This is a genomic window from Cernens ardua (genome assembly GCF_051251085.1).
Classification (GTDB): domain Bacteria; phylum Pseudomonadota; class Gammaproteobacteria; order Pseudomonadales; family Halomonadaceae; genus Cernens; species Cernens ardua.
The window spans coordinates 268,316-292,605 of the sequence record NZ_JBPCZH010000001.1 but is presented as its reverse complement, the minus strand read 5'-3'; the positions used below and the strand labels follow the sequence as shown (position 1 = coordinate 292,605).

Genomic DNA, 24,290 nt, shown 5'->3' with positions numbered 1-24,290 from the left:
ATGCATGGATGTCATTGCAACCTGCCTATCTCCTTCATCGCCGTCCCTATCGTGAAACCAGTGCGCTGGTCGATCTTGTTACGCTGGAGCATGGTCTCATTCGGGGCGTTGCCCGTGGTGTTGCGCGCCCCGGTAGTAAAAGCCGCAGTAATTTGCAGCCTTTTACGCCCCTGCATGTCTCCTGGCGTGGAGAGCGCGATCTCAAAACGCTGACGCTGATCGAATCGACCAAAGCGGGTGTGATGTTGGCCGGTGAGGGGCTACTATGTGGGTTTTATGCCAATGAGCTCCTTGCACGCTGCCTTCCTCGCGAGTTTCCGGTCGAATCTGTCTTTGCTCACTATGGCGCATTGTTGGAAGCACTTAAAGTGCCCGCTGAGAGGGCATCGGGGCTTCGCCGGTTGGAAATTACCCTATTGGAAGCACTGGATGCAGAGCCTGTTTTCGAAACGGAAGCAGGGCAGTCGCTTTCTTCACAGCAGACTTATCTGTATCAGGTGGCTTCACGGCGCTTTACAGAGGCCTCCGGTCATACGCAGGGTTTGGATGGACGTCAGCTTCGACGGCTTGCAATGGGCGAGTGGGAGGCCCCGACCGTGGCGCGTGAGGCACGTTGGTTATTACGGCAGGCGCTCCTACCCTATATGGGTGATCGACCGTTGAAATCACGGGCATTATTGATGTCCCTGATTGAAAAGCGCCGCCGCCAATCTCTATCATGAGTTATCATGAATCAGTTCAGGCCAACTTGTTTTAGGTCGACAAGGATCGTATCGACCTGAATTTGTCAGATGCCGGCACTTCATCATTATCACCGGAGCCCCACATGTATGATTTGAGACTTCAGTTAGGCTTCAACTTTGATACGCTCATGACGGCTATCGAAGCTGAACAGGACTCGACTACTCAGTCACCTGACCCGGAAGCTTTATCCAATTGCCTAGCGATGGCGTTGAATGCACTGGAAGGGGCGGATTATATTGCCGTATCTCTCACTCCATCGGAGTTCGTTCAGCAGGTCATCAGCCTGATTGCCACTATTGCACGCCATCGTCTTCTTGTACGTGTTCCTGCCGCAGATCGCGAATTGATTGCCAAGGCGTATGCGTTGGCGCCCGCGCAAGTATGCCTTGTGGCGTCGGGAAGCGAGCCCATGGATAGCCATTTGATATCCGGTTTATCTGACTCTTTTTCAACAGAAAACCCCGCAGAAATACTGGCCATGTTCCCCTCTTCAAAGGCTACGGATCTGATGGCGCTGCCAGAAAGAATCGAAGGGGTGTGTCTGGATACACGCTCATGGGCGAGCTGTCGTGGAGCTGAACGCGAGCAAAAATTGGCCGTCCTGGGGTCGATAATAGAGCATGCAAACGACGCCGACCGATTCGTTTATCTTACTGAATTACCGTCCCTCAAGGATGCTGAGGAAGCCGCTGCATTACCCGGTGTCTCTGCAATTGAAATAGGTGCGGCCATTTTACCTTTAGCGTTACAAAAAGGGTTGGGGGCTGTATTGCAAACACTCATGGTTACCCTTGTGAAGGCTCAGGAGGCAGGGCTGCAATTGGCACTTGAGGATCATGAACATCATCACCACGATCATGATGCAGATTGTGGCTGTCATCATTAAGGTCGAAAAATGACGATTCCCTACGTTGAAAATATAGTTGGAAATACGCCCCTGGTACGCCTGCAGCATTTGAATGCAGGCGATAACAACATCATTGTTGCCAAGTTGGAGGGCAATAATCCGGCAGGTTCAGTCAAGGATCGGGCAGCCCTTTCCCTTATCTCGGAAGCAGAAGCCCGTGGCGATATTACCCCCGGTGATCGTCTCGTCGAAGCCACCTCCGGTAATACCGGTATTGCACTGGCCATGGTAGCAACGCTGAAAGGGTATCACCTGACGGTCATTCTTCCGGCGGATGCCAGCGAAGAACGCAAGCAAGTCATGGCTGCTTACGGTGCAGATCTGATTCTGGCGGAGGGTATGGAAGCCGCACGTGATCTGGCTGACAAAATGGTGGCAGAGGGTGAAGCCAAGTCACTCAACCAGTTCGCCAATAGCGATAACCCTCTGGCGCACTACCGCTCGACGGGCCCGGAACTGTGGGAACAGACAGACGGCAAGATTACCCACTTCGTGAGCGCCATGGGAACGACGGGCACGATCATGGGGGTTTCCCGCTATTTGAAGGAGCAAAATCCGGCGATTGAAATTGTAGGGCTTCAGCCGTCCGAAGGGTCTCGCATTGCGGGTATCCGCCGTTGGCCCGAGGCTTACCGGCCCGCTATTTTTCAGCCAGAGCGCGTAGATCGCATTCTGGATATAAGTCAGTCTGAAGCGGAAGAAGGGATGCGTTTATTGGCGCGTGAAGAAGGTATTTTGGCCGGTGTTTCTTCCGGTGGTGCCTTACAGGGAGCGCTTAAGGTGGCTGAACAGGTGAGTAATTCGGTGATCGCCTTTATCGTCTGTGACCGCGGTGACCGTTACCTTTCCACTGGCCTCTTCACTGCAGATAAGAAGGTTGATTAATGGCATTGGGTAAACGGCGTCCACCACGACGCCCTGCGCAGGATCGTCAGGCGCGAGAAACAAAAGATCGACAAATCCCCTCGGATCATGCGGCCGTCGAATCCAATATAAGTTCGAATAACGATATTCTGGAGGTGCTACGCCTTTCACATGATGGGCGAGGTGTGGCTCGTCAGTCCGATGGCAAAACCGTTTTTATCGACCAAGCGCTACCCGGTGAAAAGGTAAGGATTAAAATTCATCGCCAACGTAGCCGCTATAACGAAGCCCATGTGGCTGAATGGTTGAGCACCAGCCCTGATCGTGTCGAACCGCAGTGTCAGCACTTCCACCAATGTGGTGGATGCCGTTTGCAGCATATGGATATACGAGCCCAGCGTACCTTCAAGCAACATGTGCTGGGAGAACATCTGGAACGTGAAGGGCTTTCTGCTGAACGTATCGGAATCCTGTCGGATGCGCCTTATGGATATCGGCGACGCGCACGGCTTGGCGTCAAAGTGGATAGCCAGGGCGATGTCCATTTTGGATTTCGACGCGAGGGCAGTGATCGCCTTTTTGACATTGTGGAATGCCCGATACTGGTCCCCGCTTTACACGCGTTGTTGGCCCCTATACGGACGCTTTTGCAGTCGTTGGAAATACCGAAAAATGTGGGGCATATCGAATTGATTGCGGCGGATTCGTATGCTCCCGAAAACGTTGATAATGCCCCTGATGCTGATGGTGTCACTGTTCATGATGCGTCGGTTCATGGTGAAAAAGCTGGCTGTGCTGTATTGGTGATCAGGCAAATTCGCCCCCATGCTCAGGATGAGGCCCAGTGGCAAGCTTTTGCCGATGCATGGCATATCATGTTGGTATTTGACCGTGGCAATTCTTCTACTCACGTGAAGGAGGTGTTTTATCGCGTCTCCCTTGGAGAATCAAAAACGCTTCCCATCGGTTTTAGGCCCGGCGATTTCATTCAAGTGAATGGAGAGGTCAACCAGCATCTGATTAACACGGTTCTTGACTGGTCGGGGAGTCAGGCTGATCTGAATGTATTGGATCTGTTTGCCGGCGTGGGCAACTTCACATTGCCACTGGCTGAGCGTGGATGGCATGTACATGCGATTGAAGGCAGTGAAGGGATGGTAAGACAACTTCAGGTCAATGCGCAGCGCCTGAAGCTCGATATCAGAGCGGATGCACAGGATCTTGCCAAAGCACCGTCCTTTGAGAAGGTCGAGCTGGTATTGCTTGATCCACCCAGGGGGGGCGCTCATGCTGTAGTTAAGTCATTTGGTACGGCTTCACCTTCAAGGCTGATTTATGTCTCATGCGATCCGACCACGCTGGCAAGGGATGCGGCAGTGTTAACGGATAAAGGGTATCGGCTGAAGCATATCAATATGGTGGATATGTTCCCGCAAACTGCGCATATGGAGTCCATTTCATTATTTGAACGGAATTGATGCCGACGAAGGAGGCATGCAAATGCGTTTTTACCTGAAATTGATGACAATCAACATTGGTTGAACAGTCAAGACCCTTAATGTTTTGTTATCCTATGAGGATATTGATCGATGTCATGATCGTTCGATGCCTGTGTGAACCAACGTTTTTGTGGATCGGTATTCGACGAATTGATCCATGCAGCGATTGTCCGATGACTTAATGACTTAATGACTTAATGATGTGGTGCTCTGCTGATTGATGTAGCACTGCGATGATGTAGCACTGGGATTATGTAGCACTGCGATGATTGACCGCTGCTCAGATCGAACGGAGCATTAACACCTCAGTCAAGGCATGACACTTCCAATACCGGCATCTGGCATCGGGAAGTCTGTAAAAGCAAAAGTGGATGAAAGCGACTATAACTTTATAGTTACTGATTTATAGTCATTGATTTATGGAAACCAGAGGTAGCTCTCATGGTGAAGGTACGCGAAGATCAACCCCTCGATACGGAAGGCCGTGTCGATATCCCCGCCTGGGTGCATCATTTGGGGCGAGAGGTCAAGCTGGAGAATCCGGCTGAGCTTGAGCGTGCCTGTTACTACTCCCGTGCTGCGGTCATTCGGGCGATGGAGAACTACCCTTCCTGGCACCATCTGGGCTCCAATTTCAGAGCGGGCCTGGAGATGGCCGATATCCTCTCGGAACTTCATCTTGATCAGGATACGTTGACCGCCGCGGTACTATACCGTTGCGTTCGTAAAGAGCTGATCCCATTGGAAGATGTTCGCCGTGATTTTGGCGACGATGTGGCCAATCTGATTGCCGGTGTGTTACGCATGGCCGCGATCAGCCAGTTGCAAACCCCGCAAGGGGGGCTGAGCCAGCATAATCAGCAGGAGAACCTGCGCAAGATGCTGGTGACCATGATTGATGACGTACGTGTCGCCCTGATCAAGATCGCTGAACGTACTACCATGTTGCGTCAGGTACGTGATGACTCGCGCGATAAATGGCAGCGTGTTGCACGCGAGGTTTTCGATATCTACGCGCCATTGGCCCACCGTCTGGGGATCGGACAGATCAAGTGGGAGCTGGAGGATTTGTCTTTCCGTTATCTGCATGAAGCGGAGTACAAATCGATTGCTAAGCAGCTTGCTGAAAAGCGACTGGACCGTGACCACTACATTGATGATGCCAAGAACACCATCATTGACCTGCTGAAAGCCCAAGGAATATCCCGCTATCAGGTGGATGGTCGTGCCAAGCACATCTATTCCATCTGGCGCAAAATGCAGCGCAAGCATATCGATTTTTCACAGGTATATGACGTACGTGCTGTACGTGTGCTTCTGCCTGAATTGAGCGATTGTTATACCGTGCTGGGACTCATTCACTCACGTTGGCATCCCGTGCCGAATGAGTTTGATGATTATATCGCCAATCCCAAACCGAATGGTTATCAGTCTCTTCACACAGCGGTTTTCGGGCCCAATAACAAGATTCTTGAAATTCAGATTCGTACCTTCGCCATGCATGAAGATGCGGAGTATGGCGTATGTGCTCATTGGCGCTACAAGGGGCATGATGTCAATTCGCGCAGTGTCGGGTATGAAGAGAAAATTGCCTGGTTGCGTCAGGTCATCGACTGGCAGGAAGAAGTGGGTGAGATTCAGGATATCAGTAGTGAGTTACGTACTGACATCGCTTCCGATCGCATTTATGTCTTTACGCCGGAAGGGCACGTTATCGACCTGCCCAGCGTGGCGACGCCGATCGATTTTGCCTATCGTGTGCATACCGAAATTGGCCACCGCTGCCGTGGTGCCAAGGTGGACGGTCGTATTGTGCCCTTGACCTACACGTTGAAAACCGGGCAACAGGTTGAAATCCTGACCTCTCGTCAGGGGGGGCCAAGTCGCGATTGGTTGAATCCAGGGCTGGGGTATGTGCGAACCTCCCGTGCACGGGCCAAGATTCAGGCGTGGTTCAAGCAGCAGGCACGTGGGCAGAATCTGGAAGAAGGCAAGGCATTGCTGGAACGGGAATTTCAGCGGTTGGTACTGGAAGGTCTGGACCGTGAGCGTTTGGCTCACGCGGTTAACTACAGCAACGTGGATGATATGTACGCCGCTATCGGTGCGGGTGATCTGCGCGTAGGACAGGTACTTTCACAGGCACAACATCTGTTTGGGGATGATGAGGACGACAGTGGTGAGCTCCATCGATTACTCACTCGTTCCAAACGTCCACGTAAAGAGTCACAGGATGCCATCACCGTTCAAGGGGTAGGTAACCTGAAGACACAGATGGCAAACTGTTGCCATCCAGTACCCGGCGATGCCATTGCAGGATTTATCACCCATGGCCGTGGCGTTACCGTACACCGCCAGGATTGCCCGAATCTCCTGCAATTGCGTTTGGACGAGCCCAGCCGTATTGTCGAAGTGGAGTGGGGAGAGGGGCAGTCCCAGAGTTATCTTGTTGATATGGAAGTGTTGGCATGGGACAGAACAGGCCTGTTACGCGACGTGGTGAGCGTGCTCTCCAATGAGAAAGCCAACTTGATGTCGGTTAATACTCTCACTAATCCCGAAGATCATATGGCTCGATTGAAAATGTCTCTGGAAGTATCCGGGTTGGAAGCATTGGAGAAAATTTTCAATCAGATTCAGCAACTTTCCAATGTCGTCGATGTGCGTCGATTACGCCAGGGTGGGCAAGTCGAGCCCAGTTAACCGGCAGCTGCATATACATAACGTGTTGAATGGTGTGTCGTGGGCTGCTTCTCGTGTCATTTGATGTCAGAAAGGCGGCGTTCGACGCAAATGAACGCCGTCGCCTATCCGTATAGTTCTCTACTCTTTTTCTCTTCAACAAGGCAACTGTTGTGACTGATCGCGCTCCAAATAATAACGTCTCTGTGAATACCAATTACGTCAACAGGGCGGAAGTTGCACCATCCTCCTCACAGCAGGAAAACTATGAGCTCACGGATTTGCTTGAGCTTATGCGAACGCTGCGCAGTGAAGACGAAGGGTGCCCATGGGATGTAGAACAGTCGTGGGATTCTATCGTGCCGCATACGCTCGAGGAAGCCTACGAGGTAGCCGATGCGATTCATCGCCGAGCCTTCGACGAAGTGCGTTCTGAATTGGGTGATTTGCTCTTTCAGGTGGTTTATTACGCACAATTTGCTGATGAAGAAGGGCGCTTTGATTTTTCTGATGTCATTGATGGACTGGTCGCTAAAATGGTGGCACGTCATCCTCATGTCTTCCCTGAAGGAACATTGGCATCACGGCGGCATCACCAACCCGCGTGGTCATTAACTCAATCAGACGTTAATAACGCGTGGGAAGCGAAAAAGTCGCAGGAGCGTAATGAGCGTTCTGCATCCAACACCTCTTCGCTTATGGATGATATTCCTCTTGCCTTGCCTGCTCTAACCCGAGCGGCCAAATTGAAAAAACGTGCTGCACGGCTCGGTTTTGACTGGCCAGACCCTGAAAATGCAAAGGCGAAAGTCGAAGAAGAGCTTGCTGAGGTGGATGAGGCGGTCCGTTTGAAAACCTCACAAGACGTTGAAGAAGAGTTGGGTGATCTGCTTTTCGCAACCGCCTGCTATTGTCGAAAGCTAGGGGTTGACCCCGAGCATGCGCTCAATCAGGCCAATCGGAAATTCGAGCGTCGTTTTCGTGGTGTCGAGGCGCTTTATCAGGAAGGGGATGACCTGAATATGCTCGGATACTATTGGCAGCAGGTTAAACGTCAGGAAAAAGGGTAATATTTTCTGTCCCACATTTATTTGCACGGCATACGAATGAAGGGCGTATGAGGCTAAGTTAAGTGTTTGGAAAGCGCATTTGATCGTTCACATTGAACAATTTATTTCACCTCCTCGTTTTAGTACGGATTGCTCATGCACCCGGTGTGTTGCGCCATGTTTTCGGTCCGCCATCATGCATCATTATTCTAGCGTGGAAGAAGCTAACAGTTGAATTTCTTCTCAAGTAGCTCCATCGCCGATAGATCTTTTCCCTCAATATCACCGTTAAGTTCAGCGACCAGTTTTCCTACATATTCAATCATGTAATGCGCTTGTTGCCTGGCCAATTTTTTACCCGATGCCGTTTTCATCGTATCGGGGAGTGTCAGCAATTTGGTTTGGAAATGGTCCAATACATAGTGCATGTCCTTTAAAGGGCGCTGTTGAGCTAGCGGATCTTCGGCATTGAAAAGATCATGATTCAGTTTTCCTCCTATGTAGAAAACACGTGCCAGCCCAATGGCCCCGAGAGATTCCAGCCTGTCAGCATCCTGAACAATGCATGCTTCCAGCGTTTTAGTCTCTATATTGGCACTAAAACTATGAGCCTCAATGGCGTGTTTGATCTGCCCGTACAAGGCGGAGGGGAATGAAGGGCAAAAGGCCTTGAGTAGTTCAATCGCACGATTAGCCGCTAATACAGAAGATCGTGAGCGATCCGGATGGTGCTTGGGAAGGCTGACAATATCATGGAAGTAACAGGCTGCCGTTAATACATCCGGATTGATACTTTTTGGCTGCGCATCATTTCGCTTATGCTCTGCTGCGGGCGTTGTATCGGTGTTTGTAGAGGCATTGACCCTTGCCGTTTCGTATGCTTTGCCTTCTGTATGTTCACTAAATGCCGATGTGCTTGTTTGATTCATTTCCAGTGTGGCTATTTTTCTGGCATTGGCTAAAACACGTCTGAAGTGAGCCATATCATGGGAGGCATCCTCCACTGTAATCTGTTCCCGAATGATGTTTTCGAAAGTTTCGTCCCAGGTTGAGGTTGCTGAGAAAGGCATATTATTTTTCTCTTTTACTAAAGTTTTATCGACCAAAGTGAATCTTGGCGCTATTAGTTACTGTTGCTTTACATATACCTTGCCGGTCTTCATTTGATCTCGACAATGTATTGCTGACATACGTCACGTGATTTTTTGAAACGTCATTGTTAGCAACAAAGTGCCAATAAGCGAACCCTTTATCCTACTTAGAGTCAGCACCTTCCTGAGGTTCTGAAGCATCGGGACACGTTGTAATGTCGAAAAACACCCTGCCTGTGTACGCTGAAAGTAACCAGTTGAATGAATCCTTGCGTGAAAATGTACGTATCCTTGGGGAGATGCTGGGCAATACCATGCGTCAGGAGCGTGGCGATGCGTTTCTCAGTCATGTAGAAACACTCCGGGCTTTGGCTAAAAAAGCGCATTTAGGGCGTGAAAGCAAAAGTTTCGATGCACTGATTGAGTATTTACGAGGGTTGCCTGAAGAAGAATTGCTGCCGGTGACTCGCGCCTTCAACCAGTTTCTGAACGTCACCAATATGGCCGAGCAGCATTATCGTGCCAGTCATGCACAGGTAGAGGACTATCGTCCAGAGCGCCAGCCGGATGAACTGCCGGCGCTGATCCAGCGTTTGTTGGGGCAGGGTGTCTCTCTCGACCGGTTGCATGACGTACTGTCGAATATGAATATCGACCTGGTGCTCACCGCCCATCCGACAGAAGTCGTCCGGCGTACGTTGATTCAAAAATATGATCAGATGGATCAGTGTTTGGGCGCATTGGAAAAAGTCGCCACGGATTCAGCCGATCACAATCGTTTACTGGAGCGGCTGGCGGAGCTAATGGCGCAGGTATGGCACACCGACGAGATTCGCCATGATCGTCCCTCGCCGGTAGATGAAGCCCGTTGGGGTTTTGCGGTTATCGAACACTCCCTGTGGCAAGCCTTGCCTGATTTTTATCGTGATCTGGATCGTCAATTGGTTGCGATTGGCAGCTCTCCTTTGCCATTGGACTCAGTCCCTCTGCGCTTTGCTTCATGGATGGGGGGCGATCGCGATGGCAATCCCAATGTCACTGCTCGTATTACGCGGGAGGTGTTGTATCAGGCTCGTGCTGCTGCTGCCACACTCTATCTGCGCGATCTTGAAAATCTGCGTGTTGAACTCTCCATGTGGCGTGCCAACGAAGAGTTGATGGCAGTGACCAACAATTCACCAGAACCCTATCGTCATATCATTCGTTCCTTGATTGACAGGTTGACCGTCACACGTGATGTCATGTGGGCGCGTTTGGATGGTCGTGATGAGCAAACCAGTATTTCTTTGATCGAAACGCCGAGTGATCTCTTCGCACCCTTGCAGCTCTGTTATCAATCATTGATTGACAGTGGCATGAGCAGTATCGCCAACGGCAGTTTGAAGGATATGCTGCGCCGGATTAGTTGTTTCGGCATTACGTTGACTCGCCTTGATATCCGTCAGGAGTCTGAGCGTCATACCGAAGCCATTGCTGAGCTGGTCCAACATTTGACCGGCGAAGACTATCTACAATGGGATGAACAACAGCGTCAGGATTTCCTCATCAGAGAGCTGGCGTCCAAACGTCCCTTGATTCCCCTGGATTGGCACCCTTCAGCTGACGTACAGGAAGTGCTCGATACCTTCAAGGTGATCGCAGAGGCGCCGCCTTATTCGCTGGGCAGCTATGTGATTTCCATGGCGACGGAAGTCTCGGACGTCCTTACTGTTGCCTTGCTGATGAAAGCGACCGGCACACGCCGTTTGCCCATTTCTCCCTTGTTCGAGACACTGGATGATCTGGATGGCGCCGGTCCTGTGATTGAAAAACTCCTGACGATCCCTGTTTATCGAGACCTGATCGGAGATCACCAGCAGGTCATGATCGGGTATTCGGATTCAGCCAAGGATGCTGGTCAGCTGGCCGCGGCCTGGGCGCAGTATCGGGCGCAGGAAGCCCTGGTGAATGTGTGTCGTCAGGCAGGGGTATCGCTAACGTTGTTCCATGGCCGTGGAGGCACGGTCGGTCGCGGTGGCGGTCCGGTGCATGCGGCGATTTTGTCCCAGCCCCCCGGCTCGGTGAGCGGTAGCTTGCGCGTCACAGAACAGGGCGAGATGATTCGCTTCAAATTTGGTCAGCCCCACATCGCCAAACGCAATATCGAGATTTATTTGGGAGCGGTATTGGAGGCAACGCTACTACCGCCTCCCGTACCTCGTGAGGAGTGGCGTGAGGAGATGAATCGACTGGCGGGGATAGCGCATCAAACCTACGTCAATGTCGTGCGTGAAGATCCACGTTTCGTGCCTTATTTTCGTACTATCACGCCGGAGACTGCGTTGGGGCGTTTGGCATTGGGTTCTCGGCCAGCTAAACGGCGTGCAGAAGGGGGAGTGGAATCCTTGCGGGCGATTCCGTGGATTTTCGCCTGGACACAAACCCGCCTGATGTTACCGGCCTGGCTGGGTACAGATACGGCTTTTGCCGAACGTTGGAATGATGAAGAGGGCAGGGATATCATCATCAAGATGAAGACTCAGTGGCCCTTCTTCACTACGTATCTTGATTTGCTCGAAATGCTATTGGCGAAGTCTGATCCTACTATTACCGCTTATTATGAAGAGCGATTGATCAAGGATCCGGAATTGAAAGCACTCGGTAAATCACTGCGTGAACGTTTACACGCACTGACCTCCGTATTGCTGGATATTACGGGGCAGTCGATGTTATTGGAAAATTCGCAATTGATTCGCCAGGCGATTGCTTTGCGCAATCCATATCTTGACCCCTTGCATGGCTTGCAGGCCGAACTATTGGCTCGATGGGAAAGAGGGGATGGTGAAATCGCGCCTTCACTGGAACACGCATTGATGGTCACCATGGCCGGTATCGCCGCGGGGCTTCGTAACACAGGCTAAGCGTACACAGCCAACGAATATCTGCGTGATCATGAGTGATTCGTGGGAGGGTATTTCGCTTATTATTGAAAGCCCGATGCTTGTAAAAGTATTGGGCTTTTGTTTTTGGGCATTTACGTAGAGCATGGTTGTTACGAATACGCCCCAATTTGTCATTCATGCTAGGGAAGTATGTCTCACTGATAATACATTTTATTTCATGCCATTAAAAAATGTGAGCGAGCAATTTGCATGGCTGTTAAACCATTCACCTTAATCACTGATCGGTTGCTCATTCGCCCAACTATTGAAGCGGATTTTATTAGAGCATTTGAGATTCAAAATCAAAGGGATGTTAGTTGGATGCTGCGAATGGCAAGTTATCCCCCAGACCTGAAGGCTCTACAAACGTGGTTTTGTGAACATCCAAATGAGTGGTCAGATGGCACTGCTTATCGATTTGCGATTGAACTTGATGGTTATGTGATTGGTATCGTTGATATTGATGAAATATCAAATCATTGTGGGGAATTAGGCTATTGGCTGGATCAGTCATACTGGGGAAAAGGGTATGCTACTGAAGTAGCAGATGTAGTAGTGCAATTTGCTTTCAAAAAGTTAGGGATTTCTCTTTTGATCTCGGGACATGCAATGGATAATCCCGCTTCCGGCAGAATTCTCCAAAAGATTGGTTTCAAGCCTACCAGGCGAGAATGGCAGCACTATCTATCCCGTGGCGGCAAAAGGGTCCAACATCAGTCTTACGTGCTTATGGAAACCGATTATTACCAATTGAATAGCGAAAAGAATATTGATGAAGGAAATGATGCTACGTAATGCGATCAATGTTGAATTGATTGCCATTTTATCTGCACTGGATATTCCTCATGTGATGTTAACAGCCGGTTGTTTATTCCAGACAATTTGGAATATTCAGGGAGGTAATTCAATAAACTGGGGAATTCGTGATTACGATGTGTTTTATTATGATGATGACACTTCTTGGGAATCTGAAGATCACATTATCAGGCAAGTCGACACCGCGTGTGAGCATCTTGGCGTTCATGTTGAGGTCCGTAATCAGGCTAGAGTACATTTGTGGTATTACGAAAAATTTGGTACTCACTGTAAGCCCATTTGCAGCGTCACTGAAGGAATTGATAGATTCCTAATGCCCATATGCTCTGTTGGTATCGATGTTCAATCAGGTGAATTGTATAGCACTCATGGTCTGGGCGATTTGGAAAGTGGCATTTTACGGATGAATCCACTTATCAATCAGCCTGATCTATTTTTGGCGAAAGCAGTAAATTACCGGGCACGCTGGCCTTGGTTAACGATAATTCCCGCTATTGATGAATAACGGCATTTCCAACGGTATTTAATACCCCCACGCTATCTTCTCGCCCTCTCTCGGCCTTGTGATCATTTTCCGGTGCCCGACTGCCGGCCTCGCGTAGTGCTCTTTGCTTTATTTCCCGCCATTTTTCTGCGAGAGGAATTCTGACGATACTTACCCCGACTGCTTCGTTTTCCTGCTGAAGAAGAGGTTTTTCCTTCGGGCACATCAAGCTGACGACTCACATCGAAAGCCTGCCTCATACGAGTCACGTCAGCCTTTCCGAGCAACCCGGCCAACTCACTAATCAGTTTGTCTATAAAGGGGGAACTCTGTTGGCGGCCTTCACTTATCAGGGAAAGCGCCTGCTCCCATTGTGCAGTACGTTCAGGACGTGTGACATCGTCAGGGAGTGCACTGATCAAGGCACGGCCTGCCCGGGTAGCGCGTAATGTGCCCTGTTGACGTACAATAAGCTGCCGGTTCAGCAGGGTTTCAATAATCCCTGCGCGTGTGGCTTCAGTGCCGAGACCATCCGTCTCTCTTAACGTTTTCCTGACCGAGGCATCTGTCACATAACGGGCCACGTGTGTCATGGCATTCAACAGGCTGGCATCATTGAAGGGAGCGGGGGCTTTGGTCATGCTCTCTTCGATGCCCTGATTGATAACTCGGGCAGCTTCTCCTTCGACCAATAAAGGCAGCTCTGTACCGTCATTTTTTGTCGTGAACAGCGGACGCCATCCAGCGTGATGAATAACGCGGCCCGTCGCAATAAACTGCTCCGGTGTATCGGTGTTGGATGGGGCATGAAAAACCGCCCGAATATCATCATATTCGAAAGGCGGATAAAACTGTGCCACCACGTTACGTACGATCAGGTGGTATACGTGCTTTTCATTGGCATTCAAACGTGTCCACTGTGGGGTATGTCCAGTGGGCGCCAAGCCATGGTGAGCCCCGATTTTACCATCGTCGAATGCGCTGCTACGCAAGCGTGTATCGGCATTGTTCAGCCAGCCCATTAACGTGTTATCTCCAGCGCACGAGTGTTGTAAAGTCGACGCTATACCTGAGAGATAAGTGGTAGGTAAATACCGGCAGTCGGAACGCGGGTAGGTAATAAGTTTATGCCGTTCATAGAGTGATTGGGCGGCATCCAGTACATGTTGGGCTGAAAGCTTGTAACGGCGGGCGGCATCAATCTGCAGTGTTGAAAGCGAATAGGGCAACGGCGGTGGTTGACGCTTGCGTTTACGTGTCAGGCTCTTCAACAGCGCCGGTGCGCTCGATACTTTTTGCGTGATTGACTCAGCGATGGCGGGATCGAGTAGACGACCATCTTCATCCATTTTTTGCTGTGCCATCAGCGCCTCTTTATCCATGGGCCGCCACCACGCGCGGGTGACTCCTTGCGCGGTTTCGAAGTCTGCCCAGGGAGAGAAGAACGGCACTGGAACGAAGTTTTCGCGTTCTTCATCACGCCGTGCAATCAAGCCCAGTACCGGCGTTTGAACGCGCCCAACCGAGAGCACGCCCTGATGACCTGCCTGTTGGCCGGTGAGCGTCCATGCTCGCGACAGGTTAATGCCATAAAGCCAGTCTGCACGTGAGCGACATTCAGCTGCCTGAAAGAGGGGAGCAAAATCACGGTTATCACGTAATGCTCGAAGGGCCTTGCTGACAGCTGTCTGGTTAAGGTCATTGATGAGCAGGCGTAGTACGGGACCACGCCAGTCCAGATAATCGAGCGTTTCCTGTACCAGAAGCTGTCCTTCGCGATCCGGGTCACCCGCGTGTACCACTTCACTTGCCTGTTTCAACAATTTTTTCAGGATGCCGAGCTGACGTTTACCTTGCGTTGTAGGTACAAGCTTCCATTGATGTGGAATGATGGGGAGATGCTCAAGAGACCAACGTTTATACAGAGGATCATACGCATCCGGTGGCGCTTGTTCGAGCAAGTGACCATAACACCAGCTAACGGTGGTTTTACGCCCGACCAGGCACCCTTCCCGAGACGAGAAGTCGTCATCACAGGCCTGGGCTATGGCACGGCCAAGGCTTGGTTTTTCTGCGATGATCAGGCGCATGCAAAACTTTCCTGTGTATAGGTAATAAACAACATCATGGCACTGCTTATTTCGACATCATGTGCATTATTTAGTATCAGCTTGGTAGCTATTCGGTTAATAGCTTTTTTGTTGATAGCTTTTTTGTTGATAGCTTTTTTTATATAGCTATCGGATTATCAGTGATCGATTTGATGGTTACGGCATGGCTTGTCGTCTTGACAGAATGGCTTGTCGCCTTGACAGAATGACTTGTTGTCTTCAGAAAGACGGGTCTGACAAGGACCCTCTACAAGACACTGTTCATTTTTCATGTGTGGTTAAATATACAGTATTCATTCATGAATCACGAGCACTAATCTGCTGATTTAAGGCTGACAACAGGTTCATTGGAGTGACTTTGCATACACTCATGGACAACAACGCAAGTGTTCGATACCCCCTTCATTTGAGACACTGCTTATGCAATCAGCTGGTCTCTCTGGTATCCACTTCATGGGGGCATATGGGCTTATAGTCATATCTGGATACATCGTCATATCTGGATACGTCGTCATATCTGGATACGTCGTCATATCTGGATACGTCGTCATATCTGAATACATCGTCATATCTGGATACGTCGTCATATCTGGATACGTCGTCATATCTGAATACATCGTCATATTCTGGATACGTCGTAAAGATCCGGCTGCGTTGGCAGTACATTCGTGAGTTGTAATCAGGCGCTGTCATCAAAGTGATGCGTAGCCATTATCGAGAGATATTTTGATCATTATGATGAGTAGGCTGCTTTTTTGATGAAGTGTGGTGCTTGTGTCCGTCCCCGTGTTTATGGTGACGGTTTTTATGCTCCAATACCTGTTTTGCCTGCACCAGAGCACGATACCAGGGGCGTGGAGTGCTTCCGATAGGCGGTAGGGTGTGAGAGGGCGCATTGAGTGAGCGAGCCACCGCCCTGGAAGTGTTACTGCCCAGAATTTCCAATGCCTGCCGATCAGCACCATATTGGTCACACAGGAAATCGATTGCTTCGGGCTCCAGTGTAATCTGATAATGCTTGACCAGCGCTACTGCCAATGAATGGGCTGAGCGTGACATGTCATCGACCATCTCTTTGGACATGGCGGCACCCAACGCCGCTTTTGTTGCTGCCGAAAACCCGGGCTCAACCGCACTGAAATCGGCGGCATTGCTTGAGTTGATGGCCCGCTGTACTTCAGGCCGTGAAAGATGCACATATGGGTCAAGCACAACCGCGACTTCAATGGCGAGGTTTTTGGCGCTTTCAACATCCAGAATCAGCCGCTTGTGAGGCACTTCATCCCGCATCAACGACTCTGCCGACGGGTAGGCATAAAGTTTACGGATGACGGGAGCCAGCTGCGCGCAGACATTCACCTTGGCCTGATTATCCAGTGAAATCGTGTTTTCGCTGATGCGCAATCCTCTTCGTCCGGGGCCCCAACGGAGTTGTGGTGTCTTTTCAGAGGTTTCTTTGGAGATGCGCTCCCAACGTTCCTGCGCACGAACCAGCGATGCATGCTGGCGTTCAACCAGATCGAAGGAGTCACGCATTGAACGGAACAATCGGATAGCATTGGTCAGTTTGTCATGATCCGCACGCAGCGCAGCACGGTCAGGATGACGCTCCCGACAGCGAGTTTCGATACGTTGCGCCAGGTCATTCATCGCTTCACGGGAACGAGCCAGCATATCTTCGGTTTTCAATCCTGGCGGGACACTTTCGACAAGGGTATCCGATGCTTCAGCCAGATAGACAGTCAATGCCTTGAGTCGTGATATACCGGTGGCCTGTCGGAAACGGTAACGGGCGCGGGACGCTTCCAAATGGTCGAAGGCCTGTGCCAGTCGCCAGCGTCCAATATACTGGAAGACGAGCAAAGGTATTTCTCGTCCGTTGATCAACTCGAACAGCAGGGTCAGCATTTGCTGCACGTCGTCCAGCGTCATCAGAAGATGATCTTCCTGTTCGATAGCTGCCATGATACGTTCGATAAAATCTTCGTTGCGCGGTACGCCTGCATCGAGATTGCGCACATGGCCATGAAAGCGTTCTCGCAACAATTGGGAGGCTTCCGGGGCAACTTCCTTTAGTGCATCAATTTGTGGGTCGATATGAGGGGAATACTCATCGACCAGATCATGTATACGGGTACGCAGGCCTATCCGACGATAGTTTTCTATATCGCCCAATACCTCGGCGCTTTCGTCATCGCCCATCAGCTCCTTGACGGTTAGTTTGACAGAGTCAGGGCTTAAGTCATTCTTGCGTAAAAGGGCGGTCGCTGCTTCTCGCCGTTTGGCATCACCTTCCAGTTGCGCAATACTCAGGTTACGCGTTTGCATGATCAGCTCAGGAATATCATCGATGACCTGTGAAAGGTTGCGCTCGTTGCTACGTGATTGCCCGGCATGACGATAATTGTTGAAGATATTCGCCAGAACACTCGCTAAACTGGTAATGACACCAAAGAAAAAGAAGTAAATCAGCGTGCCAATGGTGGGAAGATGCCCGTAACCGAGGTAGTAGCCGACCGTTGCTCCAATGAAGGTGACCGGACCACTAATCCAAAGCATATCGAGCAATGTAGAGCGCCATGCTACACCGGCGACCGCATTACTGATGCGTCTGATACGTTCACGGCCTTCGCGTTCAAGATGGATTTCCGAACTGGAGCGTGTCAGTTTTGAATTCAGATTATGTTTAAGAAACTTACTTTTAAGAAACAATGAGCGAGACCAATAAAAGGCTTTTAAAAGCATTGAAACAGGGACAACGTCATGGAAAAACGTCTTCTGTATCATACTTTAAAGAGAGAAGTTTATCCGTAAGTTGCAACGTTACCATCCAAGGTGTCATGCTGCCAGTACTGTCCGTTTTGTGAGGAGGCTTTGCATAAGGATTCACCCATCATGGGGCACTCTCAGAGCATACAGTATTTATCGGTCAGCAGATTTTTCAGCGTGAGCAGGAGCTCTGAATGGTAGTAACGTGGGTCGATCAATTGCTGGCATATGCGGGAGCTGCACTGACGCAGCTGCGTTTGTCGGAACAATATCCCTCTTTTATGACATGGGCACGTGATGAAGGTGCCAGTATTTTGGGGGAAGATATTGCTCTGGCTCAGGCGTTGGCTCCTTTGCTATGGAATCAAACGCCGCTAAAACGTCTTCAGTTTAAAAGTGAACCTTTGGCGCAGCCCAATCCAAATGATTTTTGCTGGTGTGATAGTGGGCGGTTATACAAACACTGTTGCCAACAGGTGATGCTCCCGGGGCCCATTCCACCTCATCTAGTCTGGATGTTGTCACTTTGTACCTGGCGAGGTGATGATTTTGTTCTGGCGTTGAAGAGTGATCAGGCGCCAGATAACGCACTGATCGAAGCCGCCATGGTGGATCTTGAAGCCGATCAAGTGGGGCGTGCACAACAGTTGTTGGAGCGCTTGTGCGCACGCTATATTGATTTGGGGAAAGCATCATTTCATGTCTCGCAGGCCCATGAGTACGATGAGGAAACTGTCTCCTTTGCGGCGGACGCGATCGAACAATTACTGGATTTGTATCGGTTACGTGGTTTTAGTCACCGTTATGCCAAGGTCGTCAAGAATCTGCTGGCGTCAAAGATCAAAACTTTTCGCTTGACTGCACTGGAACAGTTGATGTTGAGCGATCTGGAAAATGATGACCTTTATTCCGCGCGTCATCATTTCGAACTCGCCATGCGCTCCTTGCCTGATGCACCCATGCTGGCTTATCTGGAAACCATGTTGCTGATGCAGGAAGGTGAGCAGGACAAGGCGAAACAACGTGCTCGTTTCTGGCATCGCCGACTTAGTCGCCTTAAGCATACTGATCCGGATGAGCTCGACTTTATTCGGCTATTGGCAGCTGATCCCGTTAATACCCTGGCATCCGAGCTGATTGATTCCGATAATACACTGGGTGAACCTCTCTCGCATCTTGCCGGGATGCTGCAGAAAATGCCGCTGTCCATGTTGCCGCCCTTGCAGCCAGCGGAGGGTGGCAGGGCCTATGTGCCGTCACCGCGGGATAGCGATCTCTATACACCGTGGTCGACCTACACCCAATTGGCTGAAATGAATCACCATGGCTATGTGGATTTATGGTTGACCGCGAATGACTGGATGCCTGCGCTACTTCATCACCCTGAGTGGGTCCAGTCGCCGTTGGTGATGTTCGAACTGGGTATCGCATTGGTAAGCCGTTTCGGGCATCTTCCCTGGATGTCGAGTGTTTATACGCTGCCTTTGGTAAAACATCTTGAAAACTGGCTCACTCAAATTGAACGTTATAAGCAGCCATTGCGTTGGGGTGAAGGGGAGAATCGCGTTATTTATCTGCTGGGTATTGCGCTGATATCAGCACTCGAAAAAAGTGATAGGCTGCGTTCTCAGCGGCTGCTTGAGCGGCTTTATTGGCTGGATGATGATGACCCGCTCAATATCAGAATGCTGGTCATCGAGTTTTATGTCCAGCAAGGAAAGGATGCGGCTGCCTTGGCGTTATGCGAGAGGGCAACGCGTAGTGCGGAGGATGACACACCACTGCTTATCCTTTTATTTGAAGCGTTGATTTATTATCGTCGTGGAGAGGAGTCTCTGGCGATTGAACGTATCGGGCAGATCAAACGGCATAATCGTTTCATGATTAGTAGCCTCAGAAACCAGGCTTCGCATACCTCGCAGCTGATAGCATCAAGTGAAAGGTTGATGGAGCAGTTGATTCCTGATGAGCACCCAAGCTTGCGTGGCCCCGTGTCGTTACCGTTTTCCCATGAACATACCCCCGGCTCTCGTGCAGAAGCAAGCAATATCGCCCTATTGACACGGTCCAGTTGGGAGAATACCCGTGGTGCTTTGGAGTGGCTGGGGCAGTGGTAGTTCTCGTCGTATAAAAAGGCTTTCAAGCCAGCGATCAAGAAATGCCCTACTCATATCAACGGGGAAAGCAGCGTCTATCGCTTTCGTCCTATTCATTTCTTTACTGTTTGTTTTTCGCTGAGACTAGCGCTGGTACTTTCATTCTGTGACCCAGCGTATATGTACCTGATATCACTATCCAATTCACTTGAATTGAAATATAAAAAGCGATTAACCGTATAGGCGGTAAAACGTGATGGATGTAGAGCCTATCAAGGTATGCCCCATGATTCACCGTGAGTCTTGTCATGGTGTGGAACTGCTGGCGTTTGAACATCCGCTCGCAGGGAAGCAGTGGGTGAAAGGGACGATTGAGCCTGGAGAGCGTCCGTTGTCAGCGGCTTTACGGGAATTGGAAGAGGAGAGCGGTATCTCTGGGGTCGATGAAATAGTGGATTTGGGTATCCATCCTATTCGATCAGGTGCCGAAAAGGGCAGTATTCCATGGCAACTTTATCTAGCGAAAAGCTCAAGTGCACTTCCTGATTTCTGGGGCTATGCAACCGAAGATGATCATGGCCATGTATTTTCCTTCTTTTGACATCCTGCGGAAGAGGTACTCACGGCGGAGTGGCATCCCATGTTCCATGAGGTATATACGCATGTGTGGAATTGGTTAGTGCAGAAACATGGAATGAATGGATAGGGGAGATTCTCTCTTTTTTAACCACTTGTATCGTTGTTCGCATTTGTATCGTTGTTCGTAAGCAGGTCGGTGTCCAAAATTGATCGTTGTCAACCAACCAGGGAGTAACAGGGCAAAGGCGGTCTTCAACTATACGAATAAGCTATCCAAACACGCTATCCATTTCAAACACGCTATCCATTCCAAACACCCTACTCATTGCCAACAACCTGATCACCGCCGCCATTACCTGTTACCGGTTTTTTGAATGTCTTCAATATTGTGATGGAAACCACGGTCTTTCATGATCCACAGCCCAAGTAAAATAGCGGGCAGGCTTAAAAAGGCAACAACGATAAAGAATTTCGGGTAGCCAATAGTCGTCACGATACTTCCTGAAAAACCTCCGATCAGCTTTCCGGGTAACGTCATGATAGAGGAGAAGAGCGCGTACTGTGTTGCTGTGTAGGCACGTGACGTCAAACTTGACAGGAAGGCGATGAAGAGCGCGCTAGCGATTCCCCCCGCCAGATTGTCAGCCGTGATGGTGAGCGTCAGCATGGCCAGGTTGGGTGTGGCTAATGTTGCCAACAAGGCATAGAGCAGGTTTGCCAATGCGATCATGACAGCGGCTACCCAGAGGAGCGGACGCACGCCAAAACGCCCGGCCAGTGACCCGCCGATAACACCGCCCAATAGGGTCATGAAAATGCCAAAGACACCACTGACAGCACCGATTTGATCCATCGTGAAATGGAGGTCGATATAAAGGGGGTTAGCCATGGCCGCCATGGAAAGGTCACTGATACGATAAACCCCAATAAAGATCAGCAGGACCAATGCGCGCCAGCCGTAGCGTTGGAAGAAATCAGTAAACGGGCACACGACCGTTCCCAATGCCCAGACCGTTGTCTTCTTTAATGCGCTAGGCCAGTGATCGGCATGGCGCAGAAAAGCGCGAACCCGTGGTTCCTTCAGAATTTCGGCGCTACGCGGATTACGTGGAGGCTCAGGGCGAACCAACACCGTTACAATTCCCACCAGTACCAATGCCGCCATGACCAGATAGGTGACTTGCCACGAAAAGGCACCGGCAAGGGCAAGTGCCCCGGCACCTGCGACCAACAAGGCCGCGCGATAACCGATAACATAAATCGATGCCATCGCCGCCTGAAGATCCACTTCGGCAGATTCAATCCTGAACGCATCAATACAGATATCCTGTGTGGCAGCGGCAAAAGCCACGCATACAGCCACCATTGCCAGCGCGCTCAGCTGACCTTGCGGGTGCAGGTTTGCCATGGCGATAAAGCCGCACAAAATACCTGCCTGTGCCAGCAATAGCCAACTTCTACGATGTCCAAGCCAACGGGAAAGGAAGGGGAGCCTCAGACTATCCACCAAGGGTGCCCAAAACACCTTGATGGAGTACAGAAGGCCAATCCACGAGAAATACCCGATCGTCGCGACATCAACCCCTGACATCCTCAAACGCGCGAACAGTGTAGAGAACAACAGCAAAAAAGGTAGACCTGACGAAAAGCCCAAAAAAAGCATGGTGACCAGCTCAGGGCGTTTATAGAGCGTGAGCATTGTGCGCCAACTGCGTTTTCGGGTTTGAACTTCAGGCATGAGTCTCACAACCTCGTGAAAGGGTATTCATGAAGCAGAATGAAGATTCCGCTTCGTGTTCTAAATATTGTCGGTCAAACACGGATGCGGCTGAGCATGCGTGAATGCCTGGCGCGAGCATACAGGCTTTGTAACATGCTCATACGATTGCCACAAAGCCCACATGGCGTATCAGACCATTATCCTGTCGGTCATTATTTTATCGTAAGGCGTGCCTTCAGGAACTCAATGATGTCAGCCTGAGGCACCATGGTCGCTTCACTATCAGTACGCCCCTTGTATTCGAGCTCCTGTTTGTCGAGGCTGCGATCGCCGATGACGATGCGATGAGGAATACCCATCAGTTCCAGATCAGCAAATTTCGCACCCGGACGTTGATCGCGATCATCCAGCAACACTTCAATGCCTTGTGCTTCGAGGGCTTTATAAAGTGTTTCGGAGGTTTCCCTGACCCGTTCGGACTTGTGCGCATTCATGGGCACGATGGCGACCTGGAAAGGGGCCAACGCTTCTGGCCAGATAATGCCGGCGTCATCGTGATTCTGTTCAATGGCTGCCGCCACAACGCGCGTTACTCCAATCCCATAGCAGCCCATGGAGAGTATCTTCGCCTTGCCGTTTTCATCCAGCACCGTGGCATTCATTGCCTGCGAGTATTTATCACCCAGTTGGAATATATGACCGACCTCTACACCGCGGGCAATCCTGAGTTCACCTTTCCCATCAGGCGCACGATCACCTTCCACGATATTACGTAGATCCTCTACGCGGGGTAACGGCAGATCGCGCTCCCAGTTGATGCCAAAGTAATGCTTGCCGTCTTCATTGGCACCGGCGGCGAAGTCACTCATGATAGAGACATCACGGTCTACTATGATTGGAATAGTGAGTCCAATGGGGCCCAACGAACCAAACCCTGCACCAATTGCATCACGCACTTCATCATCACTGGCGAATGCGAGCGGCGCAGCGACTTCTTCCAGGTGCTCTGCCTTGATCTCGTTCAATTCATGGTCACCGCGCACGATAAGTGCCACTAGTCCACCTTCGCTACCATGAACGATCAGGGTCTTGACGGTTTTTTCGATTGGAAGACCAAAGTTCTCGACCAACGCGGCAATTGTTTTGGCATCCGGTGTGTCTACCTTTTCCAGCTCACGAGAAGGAGCAGCCAATTCAACCGGCTCAAACCATGCTTCGGCCTTTTCGATATTCGCTGCGTAGTCCGAGGCAGTGGAGTACACCACGGCATCTTCACCCGATTGCGCCAATACCTGGAATTCGTGGGAGTTTGATCCCCCAATGGAGCCCGTGTCGGCCATGACCGCGCGATAATTCAGCCCCAGTCGTGTAAATATTCGGCAGTAAGCGTCATACATCGCCTGATAAGTCGCATCCAGAGAGGCCTGATCGATATGGAATGAATAGGCATCCTTCATAATGAATTCGCGTGACCGCATTACCCCGAAGCGTGGGCGGATTTCATCGCGAAATTTGGTCTGGATCTGGAAAACATTGATCGGGAGCTGCTTGTAGGAGTTCAGCTCACGACGCATCAGATCCGTGATAACTTCCTCATGGGTTGGGCCGAGGCAGAAATCACGTTCATGACGATCCTTGATACGTAGCAGTTCTGGACCATATTGCTGCCACCGCCCTGATTCCTCCCAAAGCTCAGCAGGTTGTACAACAGGCATCAGCAATTCCTGCGAGCCTGCATTCTGCATCTCCTCACGAACAACCTGCTCCACTTTGCGCAAGGTGCGCAAGCCAATAGGGAGCCAGGTATAAAGTCCGGATGAAAGGCGACGAATCATACCCGCTCTGAGCATCAAACGATGACTCACAAGCTCTGCTTCTGCGGGGACTTCCTTGAGTGTTGATATGAAAAGCTGACTGGCGCGCATCTGCCTGCATGTTCCCTTACTGAGACTTGTCGG

At 50.5% G+C, this 24,290-nt stretch carries 16 protein-coding genes; 11 read left to right on the top strand and 5 right to left on the bottom strand.

What is annotated here, in order from left to right:
- Nucleotides 1–8 precede the first annotated feature (8 nt).
- The 6 genes from recO (at nucleotide 9) to mazG (ending at nucleotide 7,766) form a co-directional block, all read left to right on the top strand.
- On the top strand, nucleotides 9–722 hold the full coding sequence (gene recO / locus LMG33818_RS01370) for a DNA repair protein RecO (RefSeq protein ID WP_442321560.1): 714 nt from the start codon (nucleotides 9–11) through the stop codon (nucleotides 720–722).
- A gap of 104 nt (nucleotides 723–826) precedes the next feature.
- Nucleotides 827–1,630 (top strand): hypothetical protein, encoded by an 804-nt coding sequence (locus LMG33818_RS01365; protein WP_442321559.1) that lies wholly within the window; start codon nucleotides 827–829, stop codon nucleotides 1,628–1,630.
- Between the two features lie 9 nt (nucleotides 1,631–1,639).
- A complete protein-coding gene (gene cysM, locus LMG33818_RS01360; protein WP_442321558.1) occupies nucleotides 1,640–2,536 on the top strand; it encodes a cysteine synthase CysM in 897 nt (298 codons plus the stop codon).
- Complete coding sequence (gene rlmD, locus LMG33818_RS01355; protein WP_442321557.1) at nucleotides 2,536–3,993, top strand: 23S rRNA (uracil(1939)-C(5))-methyltransferase RlmD; 1,458 nt, start codon at nucleotides 2,536–2,538, stop codon at nucleotides 3,991–3,993. The genes cysM and rlmD overlap by 1 nt, the downstream gene beginning before the upstream one ends.
- A 462-nt stretch (nucleotides 3,994–4,455) precedes the next feature.
- Complete coding sequence (gene relA, locus LMG33818_RS01350) at nucleotides 4,456–6,717, top strand: GTP diphosphokinase (protein ID WP_442321556.1); 2,262 nt, start codon at nucleotides 4,456–4,458, stop codon at nucleotides 6,715–6,717.
- A gap of 152 nt (nucleotides 6,718–6,869) precedes the next feature.
- Nucleotides 6,870–7,766: a nucleoside triphosphate pyrophosphohydrolase gene (gene mazG, locus LMG33818_RS01345; protein ID WP_442321555.1), complete on the top strand. Its 897-nt coding sequence runs from the start codon at nucleotides 6,870–6,872 to the stop codon at nucleotides 7,764–7,766.
- 203 nt (nucleotides 7,767–7,969) lie between these two features.
- Here the strand turns inward: mazG and LMG33818_RS01340 are convergent, their stop codons facing one another.
- Complete coding sequence (locus LMG33818_RS01340) at nucleotides 7,970–8,815, bottom strand: HD domain-containing protein (RefSeq protein ID WP_442321554.1); 846 nt, start codon at nucleotides 8,813–8,815, stop codon at nucleotides 7,970–7,972.
- Nucleotides 8,816–9,051: 236 nt separating this feature from the next.
- On the opposite strand from LMG33818_RS01340, the gene ppc reads away from it, so the two are divergent.
- The 3 genes from ppc to LMG33818_RS01325 all read left to right on the top strand — a co-directional run bounded on the left by ppc (nucleotide 9,052) and on the right by LMG33818_RS01325 (nucleotide 13,078).
- Nucleotides 9,052–11,736, top strand: a complete 2,685-nt coding sequence (gene ppc, locus LMG33818_RS01335) for a phosphoenolpyruvate carboxylase (protein WP_442321553.1) — start codon at nucleotides 9,052–9,054, stop codon at nucleotides 11,734–11,736.
- A gap of 231 nt (nucleotides 11,737–11,967) precedes the next feature.
- Nucleotides 11,968–12,552, top strand: coding sequence for a GNAT family N-acetyltransferase (locus LMG33818_RS01330; RefSeq protein WP_442321552.1), 585 nt, complete (start codon nucleotides 11,968–11,970; stop codon nucleotides 12,550–12,552).
- Entirely contained in the window at nucleotides 12,530–13,078 is a 549-nt protein-coding gene (locus LMG33818_RS01325) for a nucleotidyltransferase family protein (protein ID WP_442321551.1), read from the top strand. Before LMG33818_RS01330 ends, LMG33818_RS01325 begins: the two co-directional genes overlap by 23 nt.
- A gap of 62 nt (nucleotides 13,079–13,140) precedes the next feature.
- On the opposite strand, the gene LMG33818_RS01320 is transcribed toward LMG33818_RS01325, so the two are convergent.
- Both LMG33818_RS01320 and LMG33818_RS01315 read right to left on the bottom strand, forming a co-directional pair.
- Nucleotides 13,141–15,147, bottom strand: coding sequence for a DNA topoisomerase III (locus LMG33818_RS01320; protein WP_442321550.1), 2,007 nt, complete (start codon nucleotides 15,145–15,147; stop codon nucleotides 13,141–13,143).
- A gap of 732 nt (nucleotides 15,148–15,879) precedes the next feature.
- Entirely contained in the window at nucleotides 15,880–17,880 is a 2,001-nt protein-coding gene (locus tag LMG33818_RS01315; RefSeq protein ID WP_442321549.1) for a hypothetical protein, read from the bottom strand.
- 251 nt (nucleotides 17,881–18,131) lie between these two features.
- On the opposite strand from LMG33818_RS01315, the gene LMG33818_RS01310 reads away from it, so the two are divergent.
- Both LMG33818_RS01310 and LMG33818_RS01305 read left to right on the top strand, forming a co-directional pair.
- Entirely contained in the window at nucleotides 18,132–20,054 is a 1,923-nt protein-coding gene (locus LMG33818_RS01310) for an SEC-C metal-binding domain-containing protein (protein ID WP_442321548.1), read from the top strand.
- A 265-nt stretch (nucleotides 20,055–20,319) separates the two neighbouring features.
- Nucleotides 20,320–20,634 carry an NUDIX domain-containing protein gene (locus tag LMG33818_RS01305; RefSeq protein WP_442321547.1) on the top strand — a complete coding sequence of 105 codons (315 nt, stop codon included), beginning with the start codon at nucleotides 20,320–20,322 and terminating at the stop codon, nucleotides 20,632–20,634.
- Nucleotides 20,635–20,964: 330 nt separating this feature from the next.
- Here LMG33818_RS01305 and LMG33818_RS01300 read toward each other — a convergent pair whose 3' ends face one another.
- Nucleotides 20,965–22,350, bottom strand: coding sequence for an AmpG family muropeptide MFS transporter (locus LMG33818_RS01300; RefSeq protein ID WP_442321546.1), 1,386 nt, complete (start codon nucleotides 22,348–22,350; stop codon nucleotides 20,965–20,967).
- Nucleotides 22,351–22,544: 194 nt separating this feature from the next.
- A complete protein-coding gene (locus tag LMG33818_RS01295) occupies nucleotides 22,545–24,257 on the bottom strand; it encodes a proline--tRNA ligase (protein ID WP_442321545.1) in 1,713 nt (570 codons plus the stop codon).
- Nucleotides 24,258–24,290: the final 33 nt, after the last annotated feature.